This is a genomic window from Streptomyces sp. NPDC126510 (assembly GCF_040302345.1).
GTDB lineage: Bacteria > Actinomycetota > Actinomycetes > Streptomycetales > Streptomycetaceae > Streptomyces.
Genome location: NZ_JBEORR010000005.1, coordinates 323514 through 343886 on the forward strand (window position 1 = coordinate 323514; position 20373 = coordinate 343886).

Annotated in this window: 19 protein-coding genes and 1 tRNA gene; 8 read left to right on the plus strand and 12 right to left on the minus strand. The window is 73.4% G+C overall.

What is annotated here, in order from left to right; genetic code table 11:
- Positions 1 to 3 precede the first annotated feature (3 nt).
- Genes ABTX60_RS09205 through ABTX60_RS09215 form a run of 3 tightly spaced genes read right to left on the minus strand, consistent with a single transcriptional unit; the run spans position 4 to position 2725 of the window.
- Positions 4 to 753, minus strand: coding sequence for a TrmH family RNA methyltransferase (locus tag ABTX60_RS09205; RefSeq protein ID WP_352096438.1), 750 nt, complete (start codon positions 751 to 753; stop codon positions 4 to 6).
- On the minus strand, positions 750 to 1961 hold the full coding sequence (locus ABTX60_RS09210) for an HTTM domain-containing protein (RefSeq protein ID WP_352096439.1): 1212 nt from the start codon (positions 1959 to 1961) through the stop codon (positions 750 to 752). Before ABTX60_RS09210 ends, ABTX60_RS09205 begins: the two co-directional genes overlap by 4 nt.
- Complete coding sequence (locus tag ABTX60_RS09215; RefSeq protein WP_352096481.1) at positions 1958 to 2725, minus strand: DUF5819 family protein; 768 nt, start codon at positions 2723 to 2725, stop codon at positions 1958 to 1960. Before ABTX60_RS09215 ends, ABTX60_RS09210 begins: the two co-directional genes overlap by 4 nt.
- A gap of 327 nt (positions 2726 to 3052) precedes the next feature.
- Between ABTX60_RS09215 and ABTX60_RS09220 the strand changes: the two genes are divergently transcribed.
- Positions 3053 to 4186 (plus strand): acyl-CoA dehydrogenase family protein, encoded by a 1134-nt coding sequence (locus ABTX60_RS09220; RefSeq protein WP_352096440.1) that lies wholly within the window; start codon positions 3053 to 3055, stop codon positions 4184 to 4186.
- A 28-nt stretch (positions 4187 to 4214) separates the two neighbouring features.
- Here the strand turns inward: ABTX60_RS09220 and ABTX60_RS09225 are convergent, their stop codons facing one another.
- The 4 genes from ABTX60_RS09225 to ABTX60_RS09240 all read right to left on the minus strand — a co-directional run bounded on the left by ABTX60_RS09225 (position 4215) and on the right by ABTX60_RS09240 (position 7825).
- The gene (locus ABTX60_RS09225; protein WP_352096482.1) at positions 4215 to 4544 is read right to left on the minus strand and encodes a rhodanese-like domain-containing protein; all 330 of its coding nucleotides are present in this window, start codon (positions 4542 to 4544) and stop codon (positions 4215 to 4217) included.
- A gap of 65 nt (positions 4545 to 4609) precedes the next feature.
- Positions 4610 to 5443 (minus strand): hypothetical protein, encoded by an 834-nt coding sequence (locus tag ABTX60_RS09230; protein WP_352096441.1) that lies wholly within the window; start codon positions 5441 to 5443, stop codon positions 4610 to 4612.
- A gap of 113 nt (positions 5444 to 5556) precedes the next feature.
- The gene (locus ABTX60_RS09235) at positions 5557 to 6996 is read right to left on the minus strand and encodes a DUF2252 domain-containing protein (protein WP_352096442.1); all 1440 of its coding nucleotides are present in this window, start codon (positions 6994 to 6996) and stop codon (positions 5557 to 5559) included.
- A 130-nt stretch (positions 6997 to 7126) separates the two neighbouring features.
- On the minus strand, positions 7127 to 7825 hold the full coding sequence (locus tag ABTX60_RS09240) for a ScbR family autoregulator-binding transcription factor (RefSeq protein ID WP_352096443.1): 699 nt from the start codon (positions 7823 to 7825) through the stop codon (positions 7127 to 7129).
- A gap of 175 nt (positions 7826 to 8000) precedes the next feature.
- Here ABTX60_RS09240 and ABTX60_RS09245 point away from each other — a divergent pair, with 175 nt between their 5' ends.
- Positions 8001 to 9239 (plus strand): ScbA/BarX family gamma-butyrolactone biosynthesis protein, encoded by a 1239-nt coding sequence (locus tag ABTX60_RS09245; protein WP_352096444.1) that lies wholly within the window; start codon positions 8001 to 8003, stop codon positions 9237 to 9239.
- A complete protein-coding gene (locus ABTX60_RS09250; RefSeq protein WP_352096445.1) occupies positions 9236 to 10156 on the plus strand; it encodes an NAD-dependent epimerase/dehydratase family protein in 921 nt (306 codons plus the stop codon). The genes ABTX60_RS09245 and ABTX60_RS09250 overlap by 4 nt, the downstream gene beginning before the upstream one ends.
- Here ABTX60_RS09250 and ABTX60_RS09255 read toward each other — a convergent pair whose 3' ends face one another.
- The 4 genes from ABTX60_RS09255 to ABTX60_RS09270 all read right to left on the minus strand — a co-directional run bounded on the left by ABTX60_RS09255 (position 10157) and on the right by ABTX60_RS09270 (position 14321).
- Positions 10157 to 11443 carry a cytochrome P450 family protein gene (locus ABTX60_RS09255; RefSeq protein ID WP_352096446.1) on the minus strand — a complete coding sequence of 429 codons (1287 nt, stop codon included), beginning with the start codon at positions 11441 to 11443 and terminating at the stop codon, positions 10157 to 10159. It lies immediately after the preceding gene.
- A 119-nt stretch (positions 11444 to 11562) separates the two neighbouring features.
- Positions 11563 to 12279: a ScbR family autoregulator-binding transcription factor gene (locus ABTX60_RS09260; RefSeq protein ID WP_352096447.1), complete on the minus strand. Its 717-nt coding sequence runs from the start codon at positions 12277 to 12279 to the stop codon at positions 11563 to 11565.
- 121 nt (positions 12280 to 12400) lie between these two features.
- Positions 12401 to 13060 carry a response regulator gene (locus tag ABTX60_RS09265; protein ID WP_352096483.1) on the minus strand — a complete coding sequence of 220 codons (660 nt, stop codon included), beginning with the start codon at positions 13058 to 13060 and terminating at the stop codon, positions 12401 to 12403.
- Complete coding sequence (locus ABTX60_RS09270; protein ID WP_502992295.1) at positions 13050 to 14321, minus strand: sensor histidine kinase; 1272 nt, start codon at positions 14319 to 14321, stop codon at positions 13050 to 13052. Before ABTX60_RS09270 ends, ABTX60_RS09265 begins: the two co-directional genes overlap by 11 nt.
- 157 nt (positions 14322 to 14478) lie before the next feature.
- Between ABTX60_RS09270 and ABTX60_RS09275 the strand changes: the two genes are divergently transcribed.
- The 3 genes from ABTX60_RS09275 to ABTX60_RS09285 all read left to right on the plus strand — a co-directional run bounded on the left by ABTX60_RS09275 (position 14479) and on the right by ABTX60_RS09285 (position 18239).
- A complete protein-coding gene (locus ABTX60_RS09275) occupies positions 14479 to 15204 on the plus strand; it encodes an ABC transporter ATP-binding protein (RefSeq protein ID WP_352096448.1) in 726 nt (241 codons plus the stop codon).
- On the plus strand, positions 15198 to 17636 hold the full coding sequence (locus tag ABTX60_RS09280) for an FtsX-like permease family protein (protein ID WP_352096449.1): 2439 nt from the start codon (positions 15198 to 15200) through the stop codon (positions 17634 to 17636). Before ABTX60_RS09275 ends, ABTX60_RS09280 begins: the two co-directional genes overlap by 7 nt.
- Before the next feature lie 69 nt (positions 17637 to 17705).
- Positions 17706 to 18239: a winged helix-turn-helix transcriptional regulator gene (locus ABTX60_RS09285; RefSeq protein ID WP_352096450.1), complete on the plus strand. Its 534-nt coding sequence runs from the start codon at positions 17706 to 17708 to the stop codon at positions 18237 to 18239.
- Between the two features lie 103 nt (positions 18240 to 18342).
- Here ABTX60_RS09285 and ABTX60_RS09290 read toward each other — a convergent pair.
- Positions 18343 to 18426, minus strand: a tRNA-Leu gene (locus ABTX60_RS09290).
- A gap of 473 nt (positions 18427 to 18899) precedes the next feature.
- Between ABTX60_RS09290 and ABTX60_RS09295 the strand changes: the two genes are divergently transcribed.
- A complete protein-coding gene (locus tag ABTX60_RS09295; protein WP_352096451.1) occupies positions 18900 to 19766 on the plus strand; it encodes an FHA domain-containing protein in 867 nt (288 codons plus the stop codon).
- 10 nt (positions 19767 to 19776) lie between these two features.
- Complete coding sequence (locus ABTX60_RS09300) at positions 19777 to 20292, plus strand: FHA domain-containing protein FhaB/FipA (RefSeq protein WP_184848004.1); 516 nt, start codon at positions 19777 to 19779, stop codon at positions 20290 to 20292.
- Positions 20293 to 20373 lie beyond the last annotated feature (81 nt).

Genomic DNA, 20373 nt, shown 5'->3' on the forward strand with positions numbered 1-20373 from the left:
CCCCTATCGGGGCGCTCCAGAACCCGCGCTCCAGTGGTACAGGGTCATCGCCACGCTCGTCGCCAGGTTGTAGCTGCTGACCTGGGGGCGCATCGGCAGGGACAGCAGGTGGTCCGCGCGGGCGCGGAGTTCCGTGGACAGGCCGGTGCGCTCGGAGCCGAACGCGAGGACGGCGTCGTCCGGGAGCTTGACGCCCCGGATGTCGTCGCCCTCCGGGTCCAGGGCGAACAGGGGGCCCGGCGGCAGCTCCTCGACGGCCAGTCGCTCCACCGTCGTCGCGAAGTGCAGGCCCGCCCCGCCCCGCACGACCGTCGGGTGCCAGGGGTCGACCGATCCGGTCGTCACCACGCCCGTGGCGCCGAAACCGGCGGCCAGGCGGATCACCGCTCCCGCGTTGCCGAGGTTGCGCGGATTGTCGAGGACCACGACCGGAGCCGCGCGCGGCACGGCCGCCAGCTTCGCGAGGCCGGCGGAACGGGACGGCCGCACGGCCAGGGCGGCCACGGCGGTGGGGTGCGGGCGCGGCACGAACGACGCGTACGTCTCGTGCGGCACCTCGCTCAGCAGCCCGGCCAGCACGTCCCGCACGTCCGGGGCCAGTTCGTCGGCGAGGGCGAGTGCGGCCGCCCGGTCCGCGGTGACCGCCACCGGCACCTCGGCGCCGAACCGCACGGCGTGCTTGAGGGCGTGGAACCCGTCGAGCAGGACGGTGTCACCGGCGAGCCGGTGCCAGGCGGTCACGGGGTCGGTCATGCCCCGAAGCCTACGTGCGTGGTCTCGGGGCTCTCGTGCGCCCGCTGCCCGGGGACCGGCGCACGGCCGCCGCGGCGCGGCAGCCGGTCACGCGCGCGCGCCGCCCTGTCGCCCAGGCGGCGCAGGAAGCCGGTCGGCAGGAACACCGCGTCCGCCGCGATCATCGCCAGCGAGAAGAACGGCAGACCGAGGACCACGGCGATCACGGCGTGCTCGGTCATCATGACCGCCAGCAGGACGTTCTTCACCCGCCGGTTGAACAGCGTGAACGGGAAGGCGACCTGCACCAGGACCGTCCCGTAGGTCACCAGCATCACCATCGTGCCGCTGACGGACAACAGGTCCGCCAGTCCCGGCCAGGGCGAGAAGTACTCCAGGTGGAGCGGGTAGTAGACCGCGGTGCCGTCCTGCCAGCGGGAGCCCTGGATCTTGTACCAGCCGGCCGTCGCGTAGATCAGGCACGCCTCCGCCATGATCACGAGCAGCGCGCCGTTGTGCACGATGTTCGCGACGACGTCCAGCATGATCCGCGGCTCGCCGGTCCGGGCCCGGCGCCCCACCAGCCACCACAGGCCCTGCGTCACCCAGACCGTCCAGAGCAGGGCCGGTATCAGCCAGTCGCTCTGCACCCGGCCGGCCAGGGTCACCGCGACCAGCACGAGCCCGAGCCCGCCCCACAGGACCGGGCCGGTCCGGTCCGTGACCCGCTCACCCCGCGCGCGGGCCGCCCGCTCCCGCGCGGCCCGCCGGGCGTCCAGCGACCACACCTGGGCGCAGCGCGTGAACACCAGGTAGATCGACATCAGGTGCAGCACGTTGTCGCCGCCGTCGCCCATGAAGACGCTGCGGTTCTGCAGCGACAGCACGCCCACCATGAACAGCACCGACATGGTGCGGGTGCGCCAGCCCAGCATCAGCAGGGCGCCGGCGAGGACCGCGAGGGCGTAGACGATCTCGAACCAGACCCTGCCGTCCGACCACATCAGGACGGTGAAGGAGCCGTTGGAGCCGACCAGCTGCTGGGCGAGATCCCAGCTCCAGGGGCCGTCGGGGCCGTACAGCTCGTGCCGGTGGGGGAGTTCGCGGAGCAGGAACAGCAGCCAGGTGGCGCTGAAGCCGATGCGGATGACGGCCGTCTGGTAGGGGCCCAGGGCCGCCTCGGTGACGCGGGCTATGGCGCCCGAGACGGCCAGCGAGAAGCGGTTCACCGCACCCCTCCCCCGGCCTCGTCCCGCGACACCCTCCACCACGGCAGCTCCCGGTAGGACGGTGTCGTGGAGACCTTCTCCCGGCTCCACTCGGGCGGCGGCACATTGCTGGTGCGGGAGCGCACCTGCACCCGCTCGATGACACCGGCGCCCCCGGTCGCGGCCCGCACCGCGCCGTCGTCGTGGAGGCGCAGCACCATGATCCGGCGCAGATACGACTCCGAGAGGGCTCCGCGCAGGCCCACCGGGCGGTTCTCGCCGTCGTGCGTCGCGACGTAGAAGTCCCAGGCCCGGCGCAGCTCGTTCTGCTGGGTGTGGCTGGGCAGCAGGTTGCCGTCGATGGCCCGGCCGTCCTCGGCGGACAGGTCGTACCAGCCGGTGGTCGACGTCATGCCGTCCGGACCGCGGACTCCGGCGCGGACCTGGATCGAGATGTTCTGCTGGAGCGGGTTCGGCGCGAAGAGCTTCCAGTTCTGCTCGAACTCCGGATAGATCCAGTCGTCGACGGCCTCGCCGTGCGCCCTGGTGACCGTGTTCGCCGGCGCGACGTGCAGGAACGTCATCCCGAGGTGCACACACACCCCGATGCCGACGACCGCGAGCGCCAGGGCGACACCGATCTGGTAGCGGAGGGAGAGCGCGGCGATGCCGGTGCGGGGTTCACCGGGCAGGTCCACCGGTACGTCCCGCTCCGCGGGCGGGGTCGAACGTACCGGCGCGTCGGGGCCGTGCCGGGCGTTCGAGCCCTCGTCGTACGCGTCCATTCCGCCCCGTTCCACGATCCCGGTCCGTCGTTCCGTCCGCCCGGCCGCGAGGGCATCCTGCGGCCCGCGCGGCACCGCGCGGCATCGGCACCGGCACCGGCACCGGCACCGGCACCGGCACCGGCACCGGCACGGTACTCAGGAGACCCACCCGCGCACAGCCCCTGGCCGCCCCTCCCACCGTGGCCGTCGCCACACCGGGGAGGCCGACCGTACGGCGAGTGTGACACCCTACGGCGCCCGCCCGTACACCCATTCCCTTCTTCTAGAACCTGTTCTATCTTGACGCCCCGTCAGCTCAACGGGATCGCCGGAAGGACAGGCACCGTGGACTTCACCTTCACCGAGGAGCAGCAGGCGGCGGCCGAGGCGGCGAAGGGCGTGTTCGCCGGGGTCGCCCCCGACGCCGTGCCCAGCCCGGCCCTCACCCCGGGCGCCGTCGCCGAGACGTACGACCGCGCCCTGTGGGCCCGGCTCGCCGACGCCGACCTGCTGAGCCTGCTGCTCGACGCGCGGTACGGCGGGGCCGGCCTGGACGCCATCGCGCTCTGCCTGGTGCTGCGGGAGTCGGCACGGGTACTGGCCAGGGTCCCCCTGCTGGAGAGCAGCGCGGCAGCCGCGGCCGTCCAGGCCTACGGCGGTGAGGAGGCCAAGGCGGACCTGCTCACCCGGGCCGGCCGGGGTGAGACCGTCCTGACCGTCGCCGCGCACGGCCGCACCGGCCACGACCCGGCCGAACAGTCCGTGACCGCCCGGCAGGACGGCGGGACCTGGGTGCTGGACGGCGTGCAGACGGCGGTGCCGTGGGCCTACGACGCCGATGTCACGCTCGTCCCCGCGCACACCGGGACCGGCCGGACCGTGCTGGCCCTGGTGCCGCGCGGACACGAGGGGTCCCACCTGGCCGAGCAGTTCTCCACCAGCGGCGAGCGGCTCGGTGAGCTGCGGCTGACGTCGGCACGGCTCGCGGCCCGGGACGTGATCGACACCGACGGGGCCTGGGAGTGGCTGCGGGACCTGCTGGCCACCGGGACGTGTGCGCTGGCGCTCGGGCTGGGTGAGCGCGTGCTGCGGATGACGGGGGAGTACACGGGCAAGCGGGAACAGTTCGGGTTCCCGATCGCGACCTTCCAGGCCGTCGCGGTGCAGGCCGCCGACCGCTACATCGACCTGCGCGCGATGGAGGCCACGCTGTGGCAGGCCGCGTGGCGGATCGCCTCCGGGGCCCCGGGCCCGCTGCCCGCCGCCGGTGACGTGGCCGTCGCCAAGATCTGGGCTGCGGAGGGCGTCCGCCGGGTGGTGCAGACCGCGCAGCATCTGCACGGCGGGTTCGGCGCCGACGTGGACTACCCCCTGCACCGCTACCACGCCTGGGCCAAGCACCTGGAGCTCTCACTCGGCCCGGCCGCGGCACACGAGGAGGCCCTGGGCGACCTCCTGGCGGCCCACCCACCGGCCTGATCAACGGGACAGGCCCCGGGGGGCGTCCCTAGAGGACGAACCCCTGCTGCCCGTCGTCCGTCACGACGGGACGGCCCGACGCCTCCCACACCTGCATGCCGCCGTCGACGTTCACCGCGTCGACGCCCTGCTGGGCCAGGTACATCGTGACCTGGGCGGACCGGCCGCCCGAACGGCAGATCACATGGACCCGGCCGTCCTGCGGGGCGGCCTCGGTCAGCTCGCCGTACCGGGCGACGAACTCGCTGATCGGGATGTGCAGCGCCCCTGCGGCGTGGCCGGCCTTCCACTCGTCGTCCTCCCGGACGTCCAGCAGGAAGTCACCGTCCTTGAGGTCCGCGACCGCGACCGTGGGCACACCAGCTCCAAAACTCATGTGCCCGACGCTACCGGAACCGGCCGGAACGCCGACCGGGGCACGGCTCAGCCCCGGCCCTGGCCTTCTGCGCCGCCGAACAGCGCGGCCAGCTCCGCCTCCCGCTCGGTGACCTGGGTGAGCAGGCCCTGCCCGATCTCGTCCAACAGCCGGTCCGGGTCGTCCGGGGCCAGCTGGAGCATGTGGCCGATGGCGCTGTCCTCCAGCTCCCTGGCCAGCAGCCCGAGCAGCTCCTTGCGCTGGGCGAGCCACTCGAGGCGGGCGTAGAGCTCCTCGGCGCGGCTGGGGACCCGCTTCAGCTCGGGTCCCTCGGCCCACTCCGCGGCGAGCTCACGCAGCTCCGCCTCGTCGCCCCGGGCGTAGGCGGCGTTGACCCGCGTGATGAACTCCTCGCGCCGCGCGCGCTCCTTCTCCTCCTGCGCCAGGTCCGGGTGGGCCTTGCGGGCGAGGTCACGGTAGAGCTTGCGGGCCTCCTCGCTGGGGCGGACCCGCTGCGGGGGCCGGACCGGCTGGTCCGTGAGCATCGCCGTGGCCTCGGGGAACAGACCGCTGCCGTCCATCCAGCCGTGCAGCAGCTCCTCGACGCCGGGGATGGGGGCGAGCCGCGCTCGGGCCTCCTCCGCCCGCTGCCGGTCCGCGGGGTCGCCGCTGCGGGCGGCTCTGGCCTCCAGGATCCGGGCGTCCAGCTCCTCGAGCCGGGCGTACAGCGGACCGAGTTTCTGTTCGTGCAGCCGGGAGAAGTTCTCGACCTCGACGCGGAAGGTCTCCACCGCGATCTCGTACTCGATCAACGCCTGCTCGGCGGCCCGCACAGCCCGCTCCAGCCGCGCCTCGGGCCGTGCGGCGTCGCCACCATCCTGCTCAGCTTCCGGGGTCGTCACCCGACCAGCCTAGGTGACGCACCGGCCCGGCCCGGCCCCGGAGGAGGACGGACCGGGGAGGCGGCACACACACCGCGGCCGGCGCCCCGGGCGGGATGGCCCGCCCCCGCCTCCTACACCCCCGTCTCCGCCGCGACCTTCCCCGCCCGCACCCCCGCCAGCAGCTCCTCGTGGTCTGCCTCGGTCCGGTCCGCGTAGGCCACGGCGAAGGCCGCCATCGCCTCGTCCAGCTCCTCGTTCTTCCCGCAGTACCCGGCGATGAGCCGCGGATCGGCGCTGTGCGCGTGTGCGCGCGCCAAGAGAGCACCGGTCATGCGGCCGTAGTCGTCCAGCTGGTCGGTGGCCAGGGCCGCCGGATCGACGCTGCCCTTGCGGTTGCGGAACTGGCGGACCTGGAAGGGCAACCCGTCCACGGTCGTCCAGCCCAGCAGGTTGTCGCTCACGACCTGCATCCGCTTCTGGCCCAGCACGACCCGCCGGCCCTCATGGCCGGCCTCCGGCGTCTCGAAACCGGCCGTCGCCAGATGCGGCACCAGCGCCGATGCCCGCGCCTCCTTGACCTGGAGCACCAGCGGTTCGCCCCGGTGGTCCAGGAGCAGCACGACGTAGGACCGGGTACCGACACTGCCCGTGCCGACGACGCGGAAGGCGACGTCGTGCACCGCGTGCCGGGCGAGGAGGGGAAGCCGGTCCTCCTGGAGGGTGCCGACGTACTCCTCCAGGGACGCGGCCACGGCCGCGGCCCGGGCGTCCGGGACGCGGCGCAGCACCGGTGGCGCGTCCACGAACCGGCGTCCGCCGTCCTCGGTGGCCTCGGTCGACTTGGCCGCGAAGCGGCCGCTGGTGTTGTGGCGGGCCTTCTCGGAGACCCGCTCCAGCGTGCCGAGCAGATCATGGGCGTCGGTGTGGGAGACGAGCTCCTCGTCCGCGATGGCGTTCCACGCGTCCAGCACCGGGAGCCTGGCCAGCAGCCGCATGGTCCTGCGGTAGGCGCCGGCCGCGTCGTAGGCCGCCTTGCGGCACTGGTCCTCGTCGGCGCCGGCCACCCGGCCCGCGAGCACCAGGGAGGCCGCGAGTCGTTTGAGGTCCCACTCCCAGGGGCCGGGCACCGTCTCGTCGAAGTCGTTCAGGTCGATGACCAGGCCGCCGCGCGCGTCGCCGTACAGGCCGAAATTGGCCGCGTGGGCGTCGCCGCAGAGCTGGGCCCGGATCCTGGTCATGGGCGTGCGCGCGAGGTCGTACGCCATGAGTCCCGCCGAGCCGCGCAGGAACGCGAACGGGGTGGCGGCCATGCGGCCGACGCGTATCGGGGTCAGCTCGGGCAGCCGCCCGCGGCCCGACTCCTCGACGGCGCTCACCGCGCCGGGCCGGGACGGGTCCAGGTCGAGCGAGGCGTGTGAGCTGCGCGGGATCTGCGTGCGGAGGGCCTTGCCCTCGTCCTTGGGCGACCCGGCGGCCGGCCACTCGGCGAAGCCACGCACCCGGGGCAGCCTGCGCGGCGCCCCGGACGTCGCCGCCGTCCCGCTCTCGCCTCGAGCTCCACTGCTGGTCATCCCGACCGCCTCCCCCGCACGCGCACGAAAATCAACTCGTGCCGACCGTACAACCGGTGGCTGAAACGCGTCAGACCCTGTGGACAACTCCACCGCCGTGGAGACCCGCGCCGGGCCCGTACGGCAGTGGCTACGCCCCCGGGGACACGCGAGCCTGGGCGGGCACGGAGGCCTGCGCCGGTCCGGCCGCCGCCTCCTCCCTCAGCGCCTGCGCCAGCACCCGCTCGGCTCTCTCCACCGAGATGTCGAGCTTGGCCAGCACCGCCGGCACGGTGATGCTGGGCAGGAAGTGCTCGAACAGCACGACGACACGGCGCTCGAGATCCTGCCGCTGGCAGCGCAGCTGGGACAGCAGCTGCACCCCGGAGAAACTGCCGACCAGCAGCTCCGCCGTCTCCGCCACGTCGACGTGCTGCAGCAGCTCGCCGCTCGCCTTCGCCTCGGTCAGCATCTGCGTGTTCTGGTCGATCCACATCCGGAAGGCCGGGGTGCGGTCGAGGTCCATGGCCCCCTGGTCGAGGGCGAGCCCCACGCTGGCCCGCACCAGCGGTTCGGACCGCAGCCGACGGGCCATCACCAGACCGGAGTCGACGAGTTCCTGGAGCTTGCTGGACTGCGGCGGGAGCGTGATCGCGAGCTGCTCCTCGAACACCCCCACCGCCAGCTCCTCCTTGGAACCGAAGTGGAAGTACAGCGCGCCCTTGGTGACGCCGGCCCGCTCCAGGATCTCGCCGATGGTCGCCGAGGTGTAGCCGCGTTCGTCGAAGACGGCCGCCGCCGCCTCCAGGATGGTCCGCCGGGTGCGGATCGCGCGCTCCTGTCGCGCCATCGGATGCCTCCTGATCTCCGTCGATCCCTGTGAAGTCGCTGTGTGGCGAGGGCGCGAGAGCCTGTTCCAGGGCTTGGCTCGCCCTTTGAAAAAAACCGGCTCGTCCGTATCTTAGTCAAGCGTCGACCGCGACCAGGCAGCCGATCTGGGGGTTCTCATGCCGCGGACAGGGCCTTTGAGCGCACTCACGGAGGATCAGACCGGACGCGAGGGCCGTCCGGCAAACGGAAGCGCTACGACCGTCGAGAACCCGCCACAGACCACCGCCCCCCGGACCATCGCCCCGCAGCGCCCCACCGCCGAAGCACCGGCCGCCACCGCCGAAGGACCGGCCGCCACCGCCCAAGCACCCGCACCACCGGCCACGGACACGGTCACCGAAGCACCCGCGGCCCCGCACCCGGACGCGGGCACGGCCGCCGAGGATCCAGACCCCCCGGCAAGGGCCGGAGACGCCCACGTACACGCGCCGCTCTCCCCCGTCACCGCACGCCCCGCCCCCCACTCGCACACCGCCGCCGTCGTCACCAGGGAACTCGCCCATCGCACCACTGAGACGGACGTCTTCCCCACCCGGTGGACCCGAATCTCCGACACCCGCTTCCGCTTCACCGCGCACTGGCCCGCCGCCCACCCCTTCTTCGGCCCCGTGGACGACCGCCACCAGGACGCGATGGTCGTGGGAGAAACGTTGCGGCAGGCCTCGATGGTGCTGGCGCACGCCGAGTTCGGTGCCCCGGCCGACACGCACTTCGTCATGTGGGACATGACGGTCCACGTCGACCCGACCGCACTGCTGCTGGCGGACGCCGCCGAACCGGTCGAGTTCGACGTCGTGTGCTCCGAGGTCCGCCGCCGCGGCCGCGGGCTGCACAGCATGCGGACCACGATGGAGTTCCGCCGCGCGGGACGGCTCGTCGCCCGCGGCACCGGAAGCACCGGCTGCACCTCACCGCGCGCCTACCGCCGCCTGCGGGCGGACCGGCTGGACGCCGTGGACCGGCCGGTTCCCCTCCTGGCGGGCATAGCGCCGCACACCGCAGGCCGGTCCCGCCCCGAGGACGTCGTCCTCGCTCCCGGTGACCGTCCGGGCGTCTGGAACCTGCGCGTCGACACCGGCCACCCCGTCCTCTTCTCCCGGCCCAACGACCACGTCCCCGGCATGGTCCTGTTCGAGGCGGCCCGCCAGGCCGCGACCGCCGCGTCCGGCCTGCACCCCTTCCTGCCGAGCAGGATGACGGCCGACTTCACCCGGTACGCCGAACTGCACAGCGCCTGCCGCATCGAGACCCAGGTGCTCGCCGGAGGCCCCCGGGAGGTGACCGTGAAGGTTTCGGGGCGACAGGACGGCGAGTCCGTCTTCACCGCCACCCTGACCTCCGCCCGGCCCGCGCGGGTACGGTCCCTGCCGTGACGCTCAAGATTCTGATCACGGGCGCGAGCGGCTTCGTCGGCGGCCGGGTGGCCGCCACTGCACGGCGGCAACCGAACGTCCACGTCCGCCTGTTGTCCCGGCACGCACCGCAGGGGCCCGAGTACGTGCACGGCGACCTGTGCGCTCCGCCCTCCCTGCGCGGCGTCTGCGCCGACACCGACGTCCTGGTGCACTGCGCCACGCGGGTCGGAGGCGATGCCGAGACCATCGAGGCGGTCAACGACCACGGCACGCGGGCCCTGATCGAGGAGGCCGTGCGCGCCGGAGTGCGCCGGATCGTGTACGTCGGTACGACCGCCGTGCACGGCCGGGGCCCGTTCCGCGGAGTACACCCCGGGGAGGTCCCGGTCGCGCCCGCGTCACCCACCAGCCGCACCCGGGCCGCCGCCGAACGGTACGTCCTCGACGCGGGCGGCCTGGTGCTGCGCCCCCACCTCGTGTACGGCGAGGGCGACCGCTGGGTGATCCCCGGCCTGGTGTGGCTGCTGAACGAACTGTCGGCCACCCTGACCGGCTGCGCGGCACTTCAGTCGATGATCGACGTCGGCACCCTGGGCCGCGCGGTGGTGGCCGCCGCCCTCACCCCGGCGCCCGGCGGCGTGCACCACGTGACCCACCCCGAGCCGGTGGCGGTCGCGGACCTGCTGGCGGCCGTGTCCCGGGAACTGGGGGTGCCCGGCGGCGGTACGGCCGTGGACGTCGCCACCGCCCTCGACCGGGCCGCCGGGTCACCGCTCGCCCTTCACCACCTCGGCATGCTCACGGTCGACCACTGGTTCGTGGACGACACGTTCTGGAAGGCTTTCGACTGCTCGCCCGGCGAGGGGTTCGCGGCCGGGTTCACCCGCGCGGCGCCCTGGTACCGCGCGTATCTCCAGGGCCGGAAGGTCTCCTGATCACTCCGCCCCCACCTCCGCCTCCTCCGGGCGCGGAGCGGGGCCCCGGCCGTGCAACAGCACCGGCAGCTCCTCGTGACCGGTGGAGATGATGGACCGCAGCCGCTTCGGCGGACGCGACGGATCGGCCAGGGCAAGCCGCGGGAAGCGCGCGAACAGCGAACTCAGGGCCACGGTCGCCTCGGCCATGGCCAGGGGCCGGCCCAGGCAGTGGTGCACGCCGTGGCCGAAGGACACGTGGTCGCGGCTGGTGCCGCGGGTGATGTCGAACCGGTCGGCGTCGGGCCCGTGCCGCTCGGGGTCGCGCCCGGCACCGGCGAAGGAGACCACGAGCGGGTCGCCCTCGGGGATGGTCAGGCCCGGCTCGATCTCGATGTCCCGCACGGCGTAGCGCAGACCCGACATGGCACCCGGCGCCTCGAAGCGCAGCGACTCCTCCAGGGCGTCCTCCCAGGTCGCGCGCCCGGAGCGGACGAGGCCGAGCTGGTCGGGGTGGGCGAGCAGGCTGTGCACGGTGTTGTCGATGAGGTTGACGGTCGTCTCGAAGCCGGCGGTGAGCAGCAGGATCAGATTGTCCATCAGCTCCTGTTCGCTGAAGCTGCCTTCTTCCCGCGCGGCGATGAGCGCCGTCGTCAGGTCGTCGGCCGGGTTCTCGCGCTTGTGCTGGAGGAACGCGGTCAGCGTGCCGTAGAGGTCGACGGCGTTGGCCTGGGCGTCCTCCAGGGAGATGGCGGTGTCGAAGAAGCGGTTGATGATCCGGTAGAGGTTCGCGCGCGGGCCGTCCTCGCCGGGCGGTACACCGAAGAGCTCGCACACCACCTCGTGCGGGATCGGCGCCGCGAACGCGGCCCGGAGGTCGACGACTTCGCCCTCCGGGACGCGCTCCAGTGCCTCCAGCGCCCGGTCGACGATCTCCTGGACGCGCGGCATGAGCGCGTCGACGCGGCGTTTGGTGAACGCGGCGGCCATCGGCTTGCGCAGCCGGCTGTGGTCGGAGCCGTAGGCGGTGACCATGTTGCGCACCGAGACCCAGATGGCGAGCGGCCAGGTGCGGGAGATGTCCCCGTTGATCCAGGCCGGCCAGTGCTGGTAGGCGTCCTTGCTCGTCTCGGGTCCGGCCAGAAGCCGCTTGTTCAGCTCCAGGCCGGTGATCCACCACGCCCGTACGCCCCCAGGGAGTTCGACCTCCACGGCCGGGCCCCGGGCACGGATCCGGGATATCTCGCCGTAGAGGTCCCGACCGGACGGGTCGATCGACAGGAAGGGGCAGGCCTGCGGTTCTGCCATGGCTCATCGCTCCTCGGTCCAGAGGCTGGGGGACCATCGTGCGATCAGCGGGCCGGAAAAACTTGGCATCCGGTTTGTTTTGGCTGTGGCTTCACCCACTGTCGGCCGGCGGCACATCACTACCGCAGCGCGAGCCCCACCCGGCACGCCTCGGCCTCAAGCCCCGGAGCAGCCGGCGACCCGCTCTCCGCCGGCCCACTCCCCGCCGGTCCGTCCCCCACCGGCCCACTCCCCGCCGGATCCAGCACCCCGACCAACTCCGGTGCCGCCAGGCACGGCAGCAGCAGCTGCCACAGGTCGGTCAGCGACGGGCGGGCGAGCCAGCCGCGGTCCTCCCGGGCCAGCACCTCGATTCCGGTCGTGGCCGCGAGGACGACGGCACCGGTGCGCTGCGGCGTGACACCCGCGGCGAGTTCGCTCCGGCGCTCCGCCTCGGCCAGCAGCCCGTGCAGGCACTCCCGCCATTCCCGGCGCAGGTCCCGCGCCCGCCCGGCGACCCGCTCGGCGTTCAGCCGGAGCCCGGCCCGCACCACCACGTCGGCGCACAGCAGCCGGGCGACGTGGTGGGTGACGTCCACCAGGCGTTGCAGGACGTGGCCGTCGCCCTCCCGGCCGCGTACCGCGGCCTCGCGCAGGGCATCGGCGGCCGCGAGCTCGACGGCCTCGGCGACGGCGGCCTTGTTGGCGAAATGGAAGTGCAGCGCACCGGAGCTGACCCCGGCCCCCGCGCTGATCCGCGCCAGGCCGGCCCGGACGTACCCCCGGTCCTCGAACTGTTCGGCGGCAGACCGGATCAGCGCTAGACGGGTCCGGACGGCCCGGTCCTGTTTGGTCACCCGTGGCTCCCCTGCAGGGCTCTGATGGCGACGTAATCAAACCAACTCGCTGGTTTTTATACAACGTGTCGACGGCACAAGGGCCTTGGGACCGCTGCCCGGCCCGTACCCAAGCCCGTTCCTAGGCCCGCAGATACGCCAGAACGGCCAGCACCCGGCGGTGGGTGGCGTCGGCCGGCGGCAGATCCAGCTTGGTGAGGATGCCGGAGACGTGCTTGCCCACGGCCGCCTCGGAGACCACCAGTTCGCGGGCGATCGCACTGTTGGACCGGCCCTCCGCGATCAGCGCCAGCACCTCCCGCTCGCGCGGGGTGAGCCGCTCCAGCGGATCGCGGCGGCGGCGCAGCAACTGCCGTACGACCTCGGGGTCGACGACCGTGCCGCCGTCCGCTACCTCGCCGAGCGCCTCGACGAACTCCCCGACCTGGCCGACGCGGTCCTTGAGCAGGTAGCCGACGCCCGTGCCGTCGCCGGAGTCCAGCAGCTCGGCGGCGTACCGGCGCTGCACGTACTGGCTGAGGACCAGCACGGGCAGCGTGGGCCGCTCCTGGCGCAGGCGTACGGCCGCGTGCAGGCCCTCGTCCTGGAATCCGGGCGGCATCCGCACGTCCGTCACGACCACGTCCGGCTCGTGCTCCCCGACGGCGGCGACCAGTGCCTCCGCGTCCCCCACGGCCGCGGCGACCCGGTGCCCGCAGCGCTCCAGCAGTCCGACGAGCCCGTCCCGCAGCAGCACGCTGTCCTCCGCCAGGACGACGCGCAGCGGCCGCTCAACTCGCAGGCTCACAAGGGATCTCCACACGCAGCAGGGTCGGTCCGCCGGGCGGACTGGACAGGGAGAGTCTGCCCTCGAGCACCGACACCCGGTCGGCGAGGCCGGTCAGCCCACTGCCCTCCCCGGCCCGCGCCCCACCGCGCCCGTCGTCGCGTATCCGCAGCAGCAACCGCCCGTCGCGGTGCCCGCCGCTCACCTCGGCCCGGCTCGCCCCGCTGTGTCTGCCCACGTTGGCGAGCGCCTCGCACACCACGAAGTAGGCGGCGGCCTCGACCGCCGGGGAGAGCCGTCCGGGCAGCTCCAGGTCCACGTCCACGGGCACGGCCGAGCGGTCGGCCGCGTCGGCGACGGCCGCTTCGAGCCCGTAGTCGGCGAGGACCTTGGGGTGGATGCCCTGGATGAGTTCGCGCAGCTCCGCGAGGGCCGTGCCCGCCTCCCGGTGCGCCTTGGCCAGCTGGTCGGCCAGCGGACCGGGCGGGGCGTCGAGGCGTGCCAGCCCGAGCGTCATCGTCAGGGCGACGAGCCGCTGCTGCGCCCCGTCGTGCAGATCGCGCTCGATCCGCCGCCGCTCCGCCTCGAAGGCGTCCACCAACCGCACCCGTGAGCGGGCCAGTTCGACCACGCGGGCTCCCAGGTCGGCCTCCCGCGGCGCGATCAGCAGCCGGGTCAGCCCGGCGCGGGCCCCGGCCACGACGCCCAGCAGCCAGGCACCCACCGCGAGCAGGACCAGCCCGAGGACGGCGAACCCGACGGCGGCCGGCCAGGTGGTGACCAGCCACACCTTGAGGACCTTCGCCTCGCCGAAGACGGCCAGGAGCAACGGAGTCGCCACCACGGTCAGGGGCCCCAGCAGGAAGACGGTGAACGCGAGGGCGTCGACCGGCCACAACAGCCCCGCGAACAGCAGGGCGTGACCCAGCTCCCGCCAGGTGGCCCGCTCCCGCAGCCGCGTCGACAGCCAGGCGCGCAGCCCCGGCTCCCGGGGCGCCTCGTGCGGGTCGGGCGCCGGCTCCGCGTCGACCAGCCGCAGCCGGTACCGCTCGAGGGCAGCCACCGGAAGGCCCGCCAGGGCCGTCCCGAGCAGCAACGGCAGCCCCACCAGCGCGAGGGCGAGCACCCCGCCGGCCGCCGCCGACAGCACGGTCCCCACCAGCACGACCACGCCGATGAGCGCGCCGGTGAACAGGTAGGCGGCCGACCGCCACGGCCACGCCGACAGCAGATAAGCGGGGCGGGACATGGCCTGCCACACGTTCCGAGGGTGCATGGGGATCACCGTAGAAGCCGCTTCGGGCCGCGGCCATGGGATCAGACGGAGGCCCTGGGGTATGCCTGGCCCTACCCCAGGTCTAGGCCCTGCCGCACTGCGCCGGCCCACCCCCGCGCGGTTTCGTGGAGATCGACACCGACACCAGGGGGAACCCATGACACACGACGCCGTCCGGCTGGACTCGGTCACCAGGAGATACGGATCGCTGACCGCGCTCGACGGGGTCTGCCTGTCGTTCCCCGCCGGGACCTTCACCGCCGTCATGGGCCCCTCCGGCTCCGGCAAGTCCACGCTGCTCCAGTGCGCGGCCGGGCTGGACCGGCCCACCTCCGGGTCGGTCGCCGTGGGCGGCACCGAACTGACCGGGCTCAGTGAACGGCGGCTGACCCTGCTGCGGCGCGAGCGCGTCGGGTTCGTCTTCCAGGCGTTCAACCTGCTGCCCTCGCTGACCGCCGAACAGAACGTGGCCCTGCCCCTGCGCCTGGCCGGCCGCCGCGTCCCCGCGGCCCGGGTGCGCCAGGCGCTCGGACAGGTCGGTCTCGCCGACCGGGCCCGGCACCGGCCGGCCCAGCTCTCCGGCGGCCAGCAGCAACGCGTCGCCCTGGCCCGCGCCTTGATCACCCGGCCCGACGTGCTGTTCGGCGACGAACCGACCGGCGCCCTGGACACCCGGACCGGCCGCGAGGTGCTCGGCCTGCTGCGCGGCATGGTCGACCGCGAGGGCCAGACGGTCGTCATGGTCACGCACGACCCGGTGGCCGCCGCGTACGCCGACCGTGTGATCTTCCTCGTCGACGGCCGCGTGAGCGGAGAGCTGACGGGTGCCGACGCCGATGCCATCGCCCTCCGCATGACCCGCCTGGAGGCCGTGCCGTGCTGAGCCTCACCCTGCGCACCCTGCGCGCCCGCTGGGCCACCTTCACCGGCAGCTTCGTCGCGCTCTCGCTGGGCGTGGCACTGCTCACCGTGATGGGCCTGGCCCTGGCCTCGACGGTCACCGCCCCGGAGCGCGGCCCCGAGCGCTTCGCCGCCGCGCCGGTGGTGGTCAAGGGGCAGGACGCCCTGCGCGTCCCGACCCCGATCGGCATCCGGGAGTCGCCGCTCGCGCACCCGCGTCCCGTACCGGCCGCGACCGTCGCGCGGCTGCGGACGCTGGGCCGGGTCGTCGAGGACCGCTCGTTTCCCGTAAGGGCCCCGGGCGCTCCCGCCGGCCTGGTGGGCCACCCCTGGTCCACCGCCGCGTTCGCCCCGTACGACCTCGCCACCGGCCGGGCCCCCCGCACGGCCGGCGAGGTCACCGTCACCGGCGACTGGGCGCGCCCGGGCCAACGCATCCGCACCGACGCGGGCACCGTACGCGTCGTCGGCACGCTGACCTCCCGCGGCTTCGAGAACGCCGTGTTCTTCACGGACACCCGCGCCGCACAACTGCACCCGGTGACGACCCAGTTGGTGGTGAAAGCCGACCCCGCGTCCGTACGCGCGGCGGTGGGCGACAGCGCCCGGGTACTCACCGGCACGGCACGCCGCCTCGCCGACACCGACCCGGGCCGGGACCGTGAGGCGCTCACCGCGATGAACGCCCTGTTCGGCACCGCCGGCGGCGTCACCGCCTTCGTGTCCGTCTTCGTCGTGGCGTCGACCTTCGCCTTCGCGGTCGCCCAGCGCCGCAGGGAGTTCGCCCTGCTGCGCACCGCCGGGGCCAGTCCGGCCCAGCTCCGCCGGGCCGTCCTCGCCGAGGCCCTCGCCGTCGGCACCCTCGCCTCGGCCGCGGGCTGCGCGCTGGGCTCCTACGGGGCACCGCTGCTGGCGGCCCGGGTCGTCGAAGAAGGCCTCGCCCCGGCCTGGTTCACCATCGGCGAGCACACCTGGCCCTACCACGCGGCCTTCTGGACCGGCCTGCTCGTCGCCCTGGGCGGAGCCACCGCCGCCTCCTGGCGGGCCGGCCGCACCGCCCCCACCGAGGCCCTGCGCGAGGCGGCGGCGGACAGCGGCCCGCTGACCCGGGGACGCCTGCTCTGCGGCATCGCCCTCCTGCTCGTGGCCGCCGTGACCTTGGTCCTGTCCCTCACCACCGACCCGTCCGACCTGCTCCACCGCAAGACGTACATCATCCGCCCCATGCTGCTGATCACCGCGGCCGCCCTGCTCGCGCCCCTGGTGCTGCGGCCCCTGATCCGCTTGCTGACCTGCCTGCCCTCGGCCGTGGGCATGCTGGTGCGCGAGAACGCGGCGACCGGAGTACGCCGCACCGCCGCCCTCGCGGCTCCCGTCCTCGTCACGGTCGCGCTCGCCGGTTCACTCCTCGGCGCCACCGCGACCCTGAACCACGCGAAGTCCACCGAGACGAGCGAGCGCACCACCGCCGCCTTCGTCGTCACCCCGGCCGCCGGACAGGGCTTCGACGCGGCCACCCTGACCAGACTGCGTGCCGTACCGGGCGCACGGATCTCACCCACGTCGTCGACGGCCGTCCACGTCCTGGAGGACGGCGTGGCGCTGGTCCGCTCCGAGGCCCGCGCCGCGACCCCCGCCGACCTGGCGGCCACCAGCCGCCTGCCGATCGGCGCGGGCCGGACGAGCGACCTCGACGACGACTCGATCATCGTCAACGAGGAGTGGCAACGGCACCGGGTGGGCGACCGGGTCCGGGTATGGCTCGGCGACGGAACACCCCGCACCCTCCGCATCGCCGCGGTGATGCCCACCGGCACGGGCGGCAACGGCGTCTACGTCACCCCGCGCAACGCCCCGGGCGCCACGGTCGACCGCGTGGACGTGGCGCTCGAGGACGGCGCCGCCCCCGGCGCCGTGGCCGCCGCCCTGCGCGAGGCGGCCGGTCCGGGAGGCGGCCGGGTCCTCACCCGGGACGCGTGGATCCGCGCCACCCAGCCGGAAACCAACCGCAACACCCGCCTCGGCGTCTTCCTGGTCCTCGGCATCGCCCTGCTCTACACGGGCATCTCCGTGGCCAACACCACGGTCATGGCGGCCTCCGACCGGGTCCGCGACCTGGCCGTGCTGCGGCTGACCGGAGCCACCCGCCGACAGGTGCTGCGGCTGACCGCGGCCGAGGCCCTGACGGCCACCGCGGCGGGTGCGCTCCTGGGCGTGCTGGTCACGGGCGTCAACCTGGCCGGCATGTGGGGCGCCCTCGGCCTGCTGTCGGTCAGTCCCACCGTCACCCTCCCGTGGCAGGCGCTCGGCGCGACGGCGACCGCCTGCGCCCTGCTGGCCGTGATCTGCGCGACGGTCCCTGCCGCCCTCGCCCTGCGCCGCCGCCCGGCGGACCTGGCGGGAATGCGCGAATAGGCCGCCCCGGGCCAGGAGGGTCGATCTCATCATGAGACCAAAAAGGGGACGGCCTTCTACAGTGAACCCATGAGACGGACCTCGTTCAGCACCTGGCCCTGCTCGATCGCCCGCACCGCGGACATCCTGGGCGACGCCTGGACCCTCCTGGTGCTGCGCGAGGTCTTCTACGGCGAAACCCGCTTCGACGGCTTCATCGGCACCCTGGGCATCGCCCGCAACACCCTCACCGACCGGCTGCGGCGCCTGGAGACCGAGGGCCTGCTGCGGCGGCACGTCTACCAGAGGGACCCGGTCCGCCACGAGTACCTGCCGACGGACAAGGGCCGCGACTTCTTCGGCGTCCTCGCCGCGATCAACGCCTGGGGCGACCGCTGGCTGGCCGGCGACGAGGGCGCCCCGGTGGTCCTGCACCACCAGCCGTGCGCCCACGACACCGAGGCCCGGGTCGTCTGCTCCGCCTGCGGCGAGCCGCTCCACCAGCGGGACATGAGCGCCCGCACCGGCCCCGGCTACCCGGCCCGCCTCCTCGACGACCCGGTCGTACGGGAACGCTTCGCCCCGGGGCGAACCCTGGGGGACGGCCGGGCCGACCAGCCCTGAGAGCTTCCTCACACGGCCGGACTCGGACCGGCCCGAGACAACCGTCACATCCGCATACACGAAGAACGGGCGGCATCTTATCGATGCCGCCCGTTCTCGACTGTGCGCGAGGGGGGAGTTGAACCCCCACGCCCTTGCGGGCACTGGAACCTGAATCCAGCGCGTCTGCCTATTCCGCCACCCGCGCATTGGGTGTGTCCTGGGCGTCTGCCCCCTTGGGGCCGGCGCCTTCCGACACCCAGAACATTAGCACGCTGGAAGGGGTGGGTTCACATCCCTTATCCCCGCAGGCAGACCCCCCTGCCGAACCTTCGATGTCCCTGCCACGTATCAACGCGTACCGGTTCACGTATCAACCTCGTACCGGTACCCGCCGTCTCCGCGAGAGGGGTCGGGGTCCACAGCCGGGTGCGGGACACTGGTCTTCAGCCGCCTCTACGATCCTTGTCAGGCATACCGGAGGCGGATACGCGCAGCAGTAAGACCGGAGGAGTTCGAAGAAGAGCTCCACAGGGAACTTCGTCATGCGTCGACACCCGTCGGCGGTGCTGACAGGGGGAACCAGCCGATCGAGCGGCGCGTGGATACGATCAGTAAGCAGTACCAGCCAAGCGGCCCGCAGGGCAGTACACAGGACGGCAGCTACGGAGGAGGTGCCTCATGGGAGTCCTGAAGAAGTTCGAGCAGCGTCTCGAAGGTCTGGTCAACGGCACCTTCGCCAAGGTGTTCAAGTCCGAGGTCCAGCCCGTGGAGATCGCCGGAGCGCTCCAGCGTGAGTGCGACAACAACGCCACGATCTGGAACCGCGACCGGACGGTCGTACCCAACGACTTCATCGTCGAACTGAGCACGCCCGACTTCGAGCGGCTCAGCCCCTACTCCGGCCAGCTCGGCGACGAGCTCGCCGGCATGGTGCGCGACTACGCCAAGCAGCAGCGCTACACCTTCATGGGCCCGATCAAGGTGCACCTGGAGAAGGCGGACGACCTCGACACCGGCCTGTACCGGGTGCGCAGCCGTACGCTCGCCTCCTCCAGCAACCAGCAGGCCGGCCCGGGAGGCGGCGGCGCGCCCGCCGCCCCGCAGGGCGGACGCCCGGGCGGCTACGGCTACCCGCCGTCCGCCTCGCCCGCCGGCGCCCCGCCCATGCCGGCCGCGCCGCCACCCGGCGGCCGCCCCGGCGGCTACGGCTACCCGCCCGCCGCGAGCGGTCAGCGGTCCCCGGCCGCCCCGGCCGCCGGCGCACGCACCCGCCACTGGATCGAGATCAACGGCACCCGCCATCAGATCTCCCGCGCCACGCTGGTGCTGGGCCGCAGCACCGACGCCGACGTGCGGATCGACGACCCCGGCGTCTCCCGCCGGCACTGCGAGATCCGGACCGGAACGCCCTCGACGATCCAGGATCTCGGATCCACCAACGGCATCGTGGTGGACGGGCAGCACACCACCCGCGCTACGCTCCGCGACGGCTCGCGGATCGTCGTGGGCAGCACCACCATCATTTACCGGCAAGCCGAAGGGTGAAGCGGGGGCAATGTCAGAGCTGACCCTCACGGTCATGCGGCTGGGTTTCCTGGCCGTACTGTGGCTGTTCGTGATCGTGGCCGTGCAGGTCATCCGCAGCGACCTTTTCGGTACGCGTGTCACCCAACGCGGTTCGCGCCGTGAGGCGGGCCGCCAGCAGCAGCAGGCCGCCGCCCGCCAGGCACCGCCGCAGCAACGCCAGCAGCCCGCCGGCGGCCGCCGCGGCCGCAACGCCCCCACCAAGCTGGTCGTGACCGAAGGCACCCTCACCGGCACCACGGTCGCGCTCCAGGGCCAGACCATCACCCTGGGCCGGGCGCACGACTCGACGATCGTGCTGGACGACGACTACGCCTCCAGCCGCCATGCCAGGATCTATCCGGACCGCGACGGCCAGTGGATCGTCGAGGACCTCGGCTCCACCAACGGCACCTACCTGGACCGGTCCCGGCTGACGACTCCCACACCGATTGCGCTGGGCGCGCCGATCCGCATCGGCAAGACCGTCATCGAGCTGCGGAAGTAGTGCTACATCATGGATAGGCGCGAACGGAGCGAGCACGCAGTGGCGGGCCCCACCCCGGCCCCCCGCGCGCTCCCGACCGGA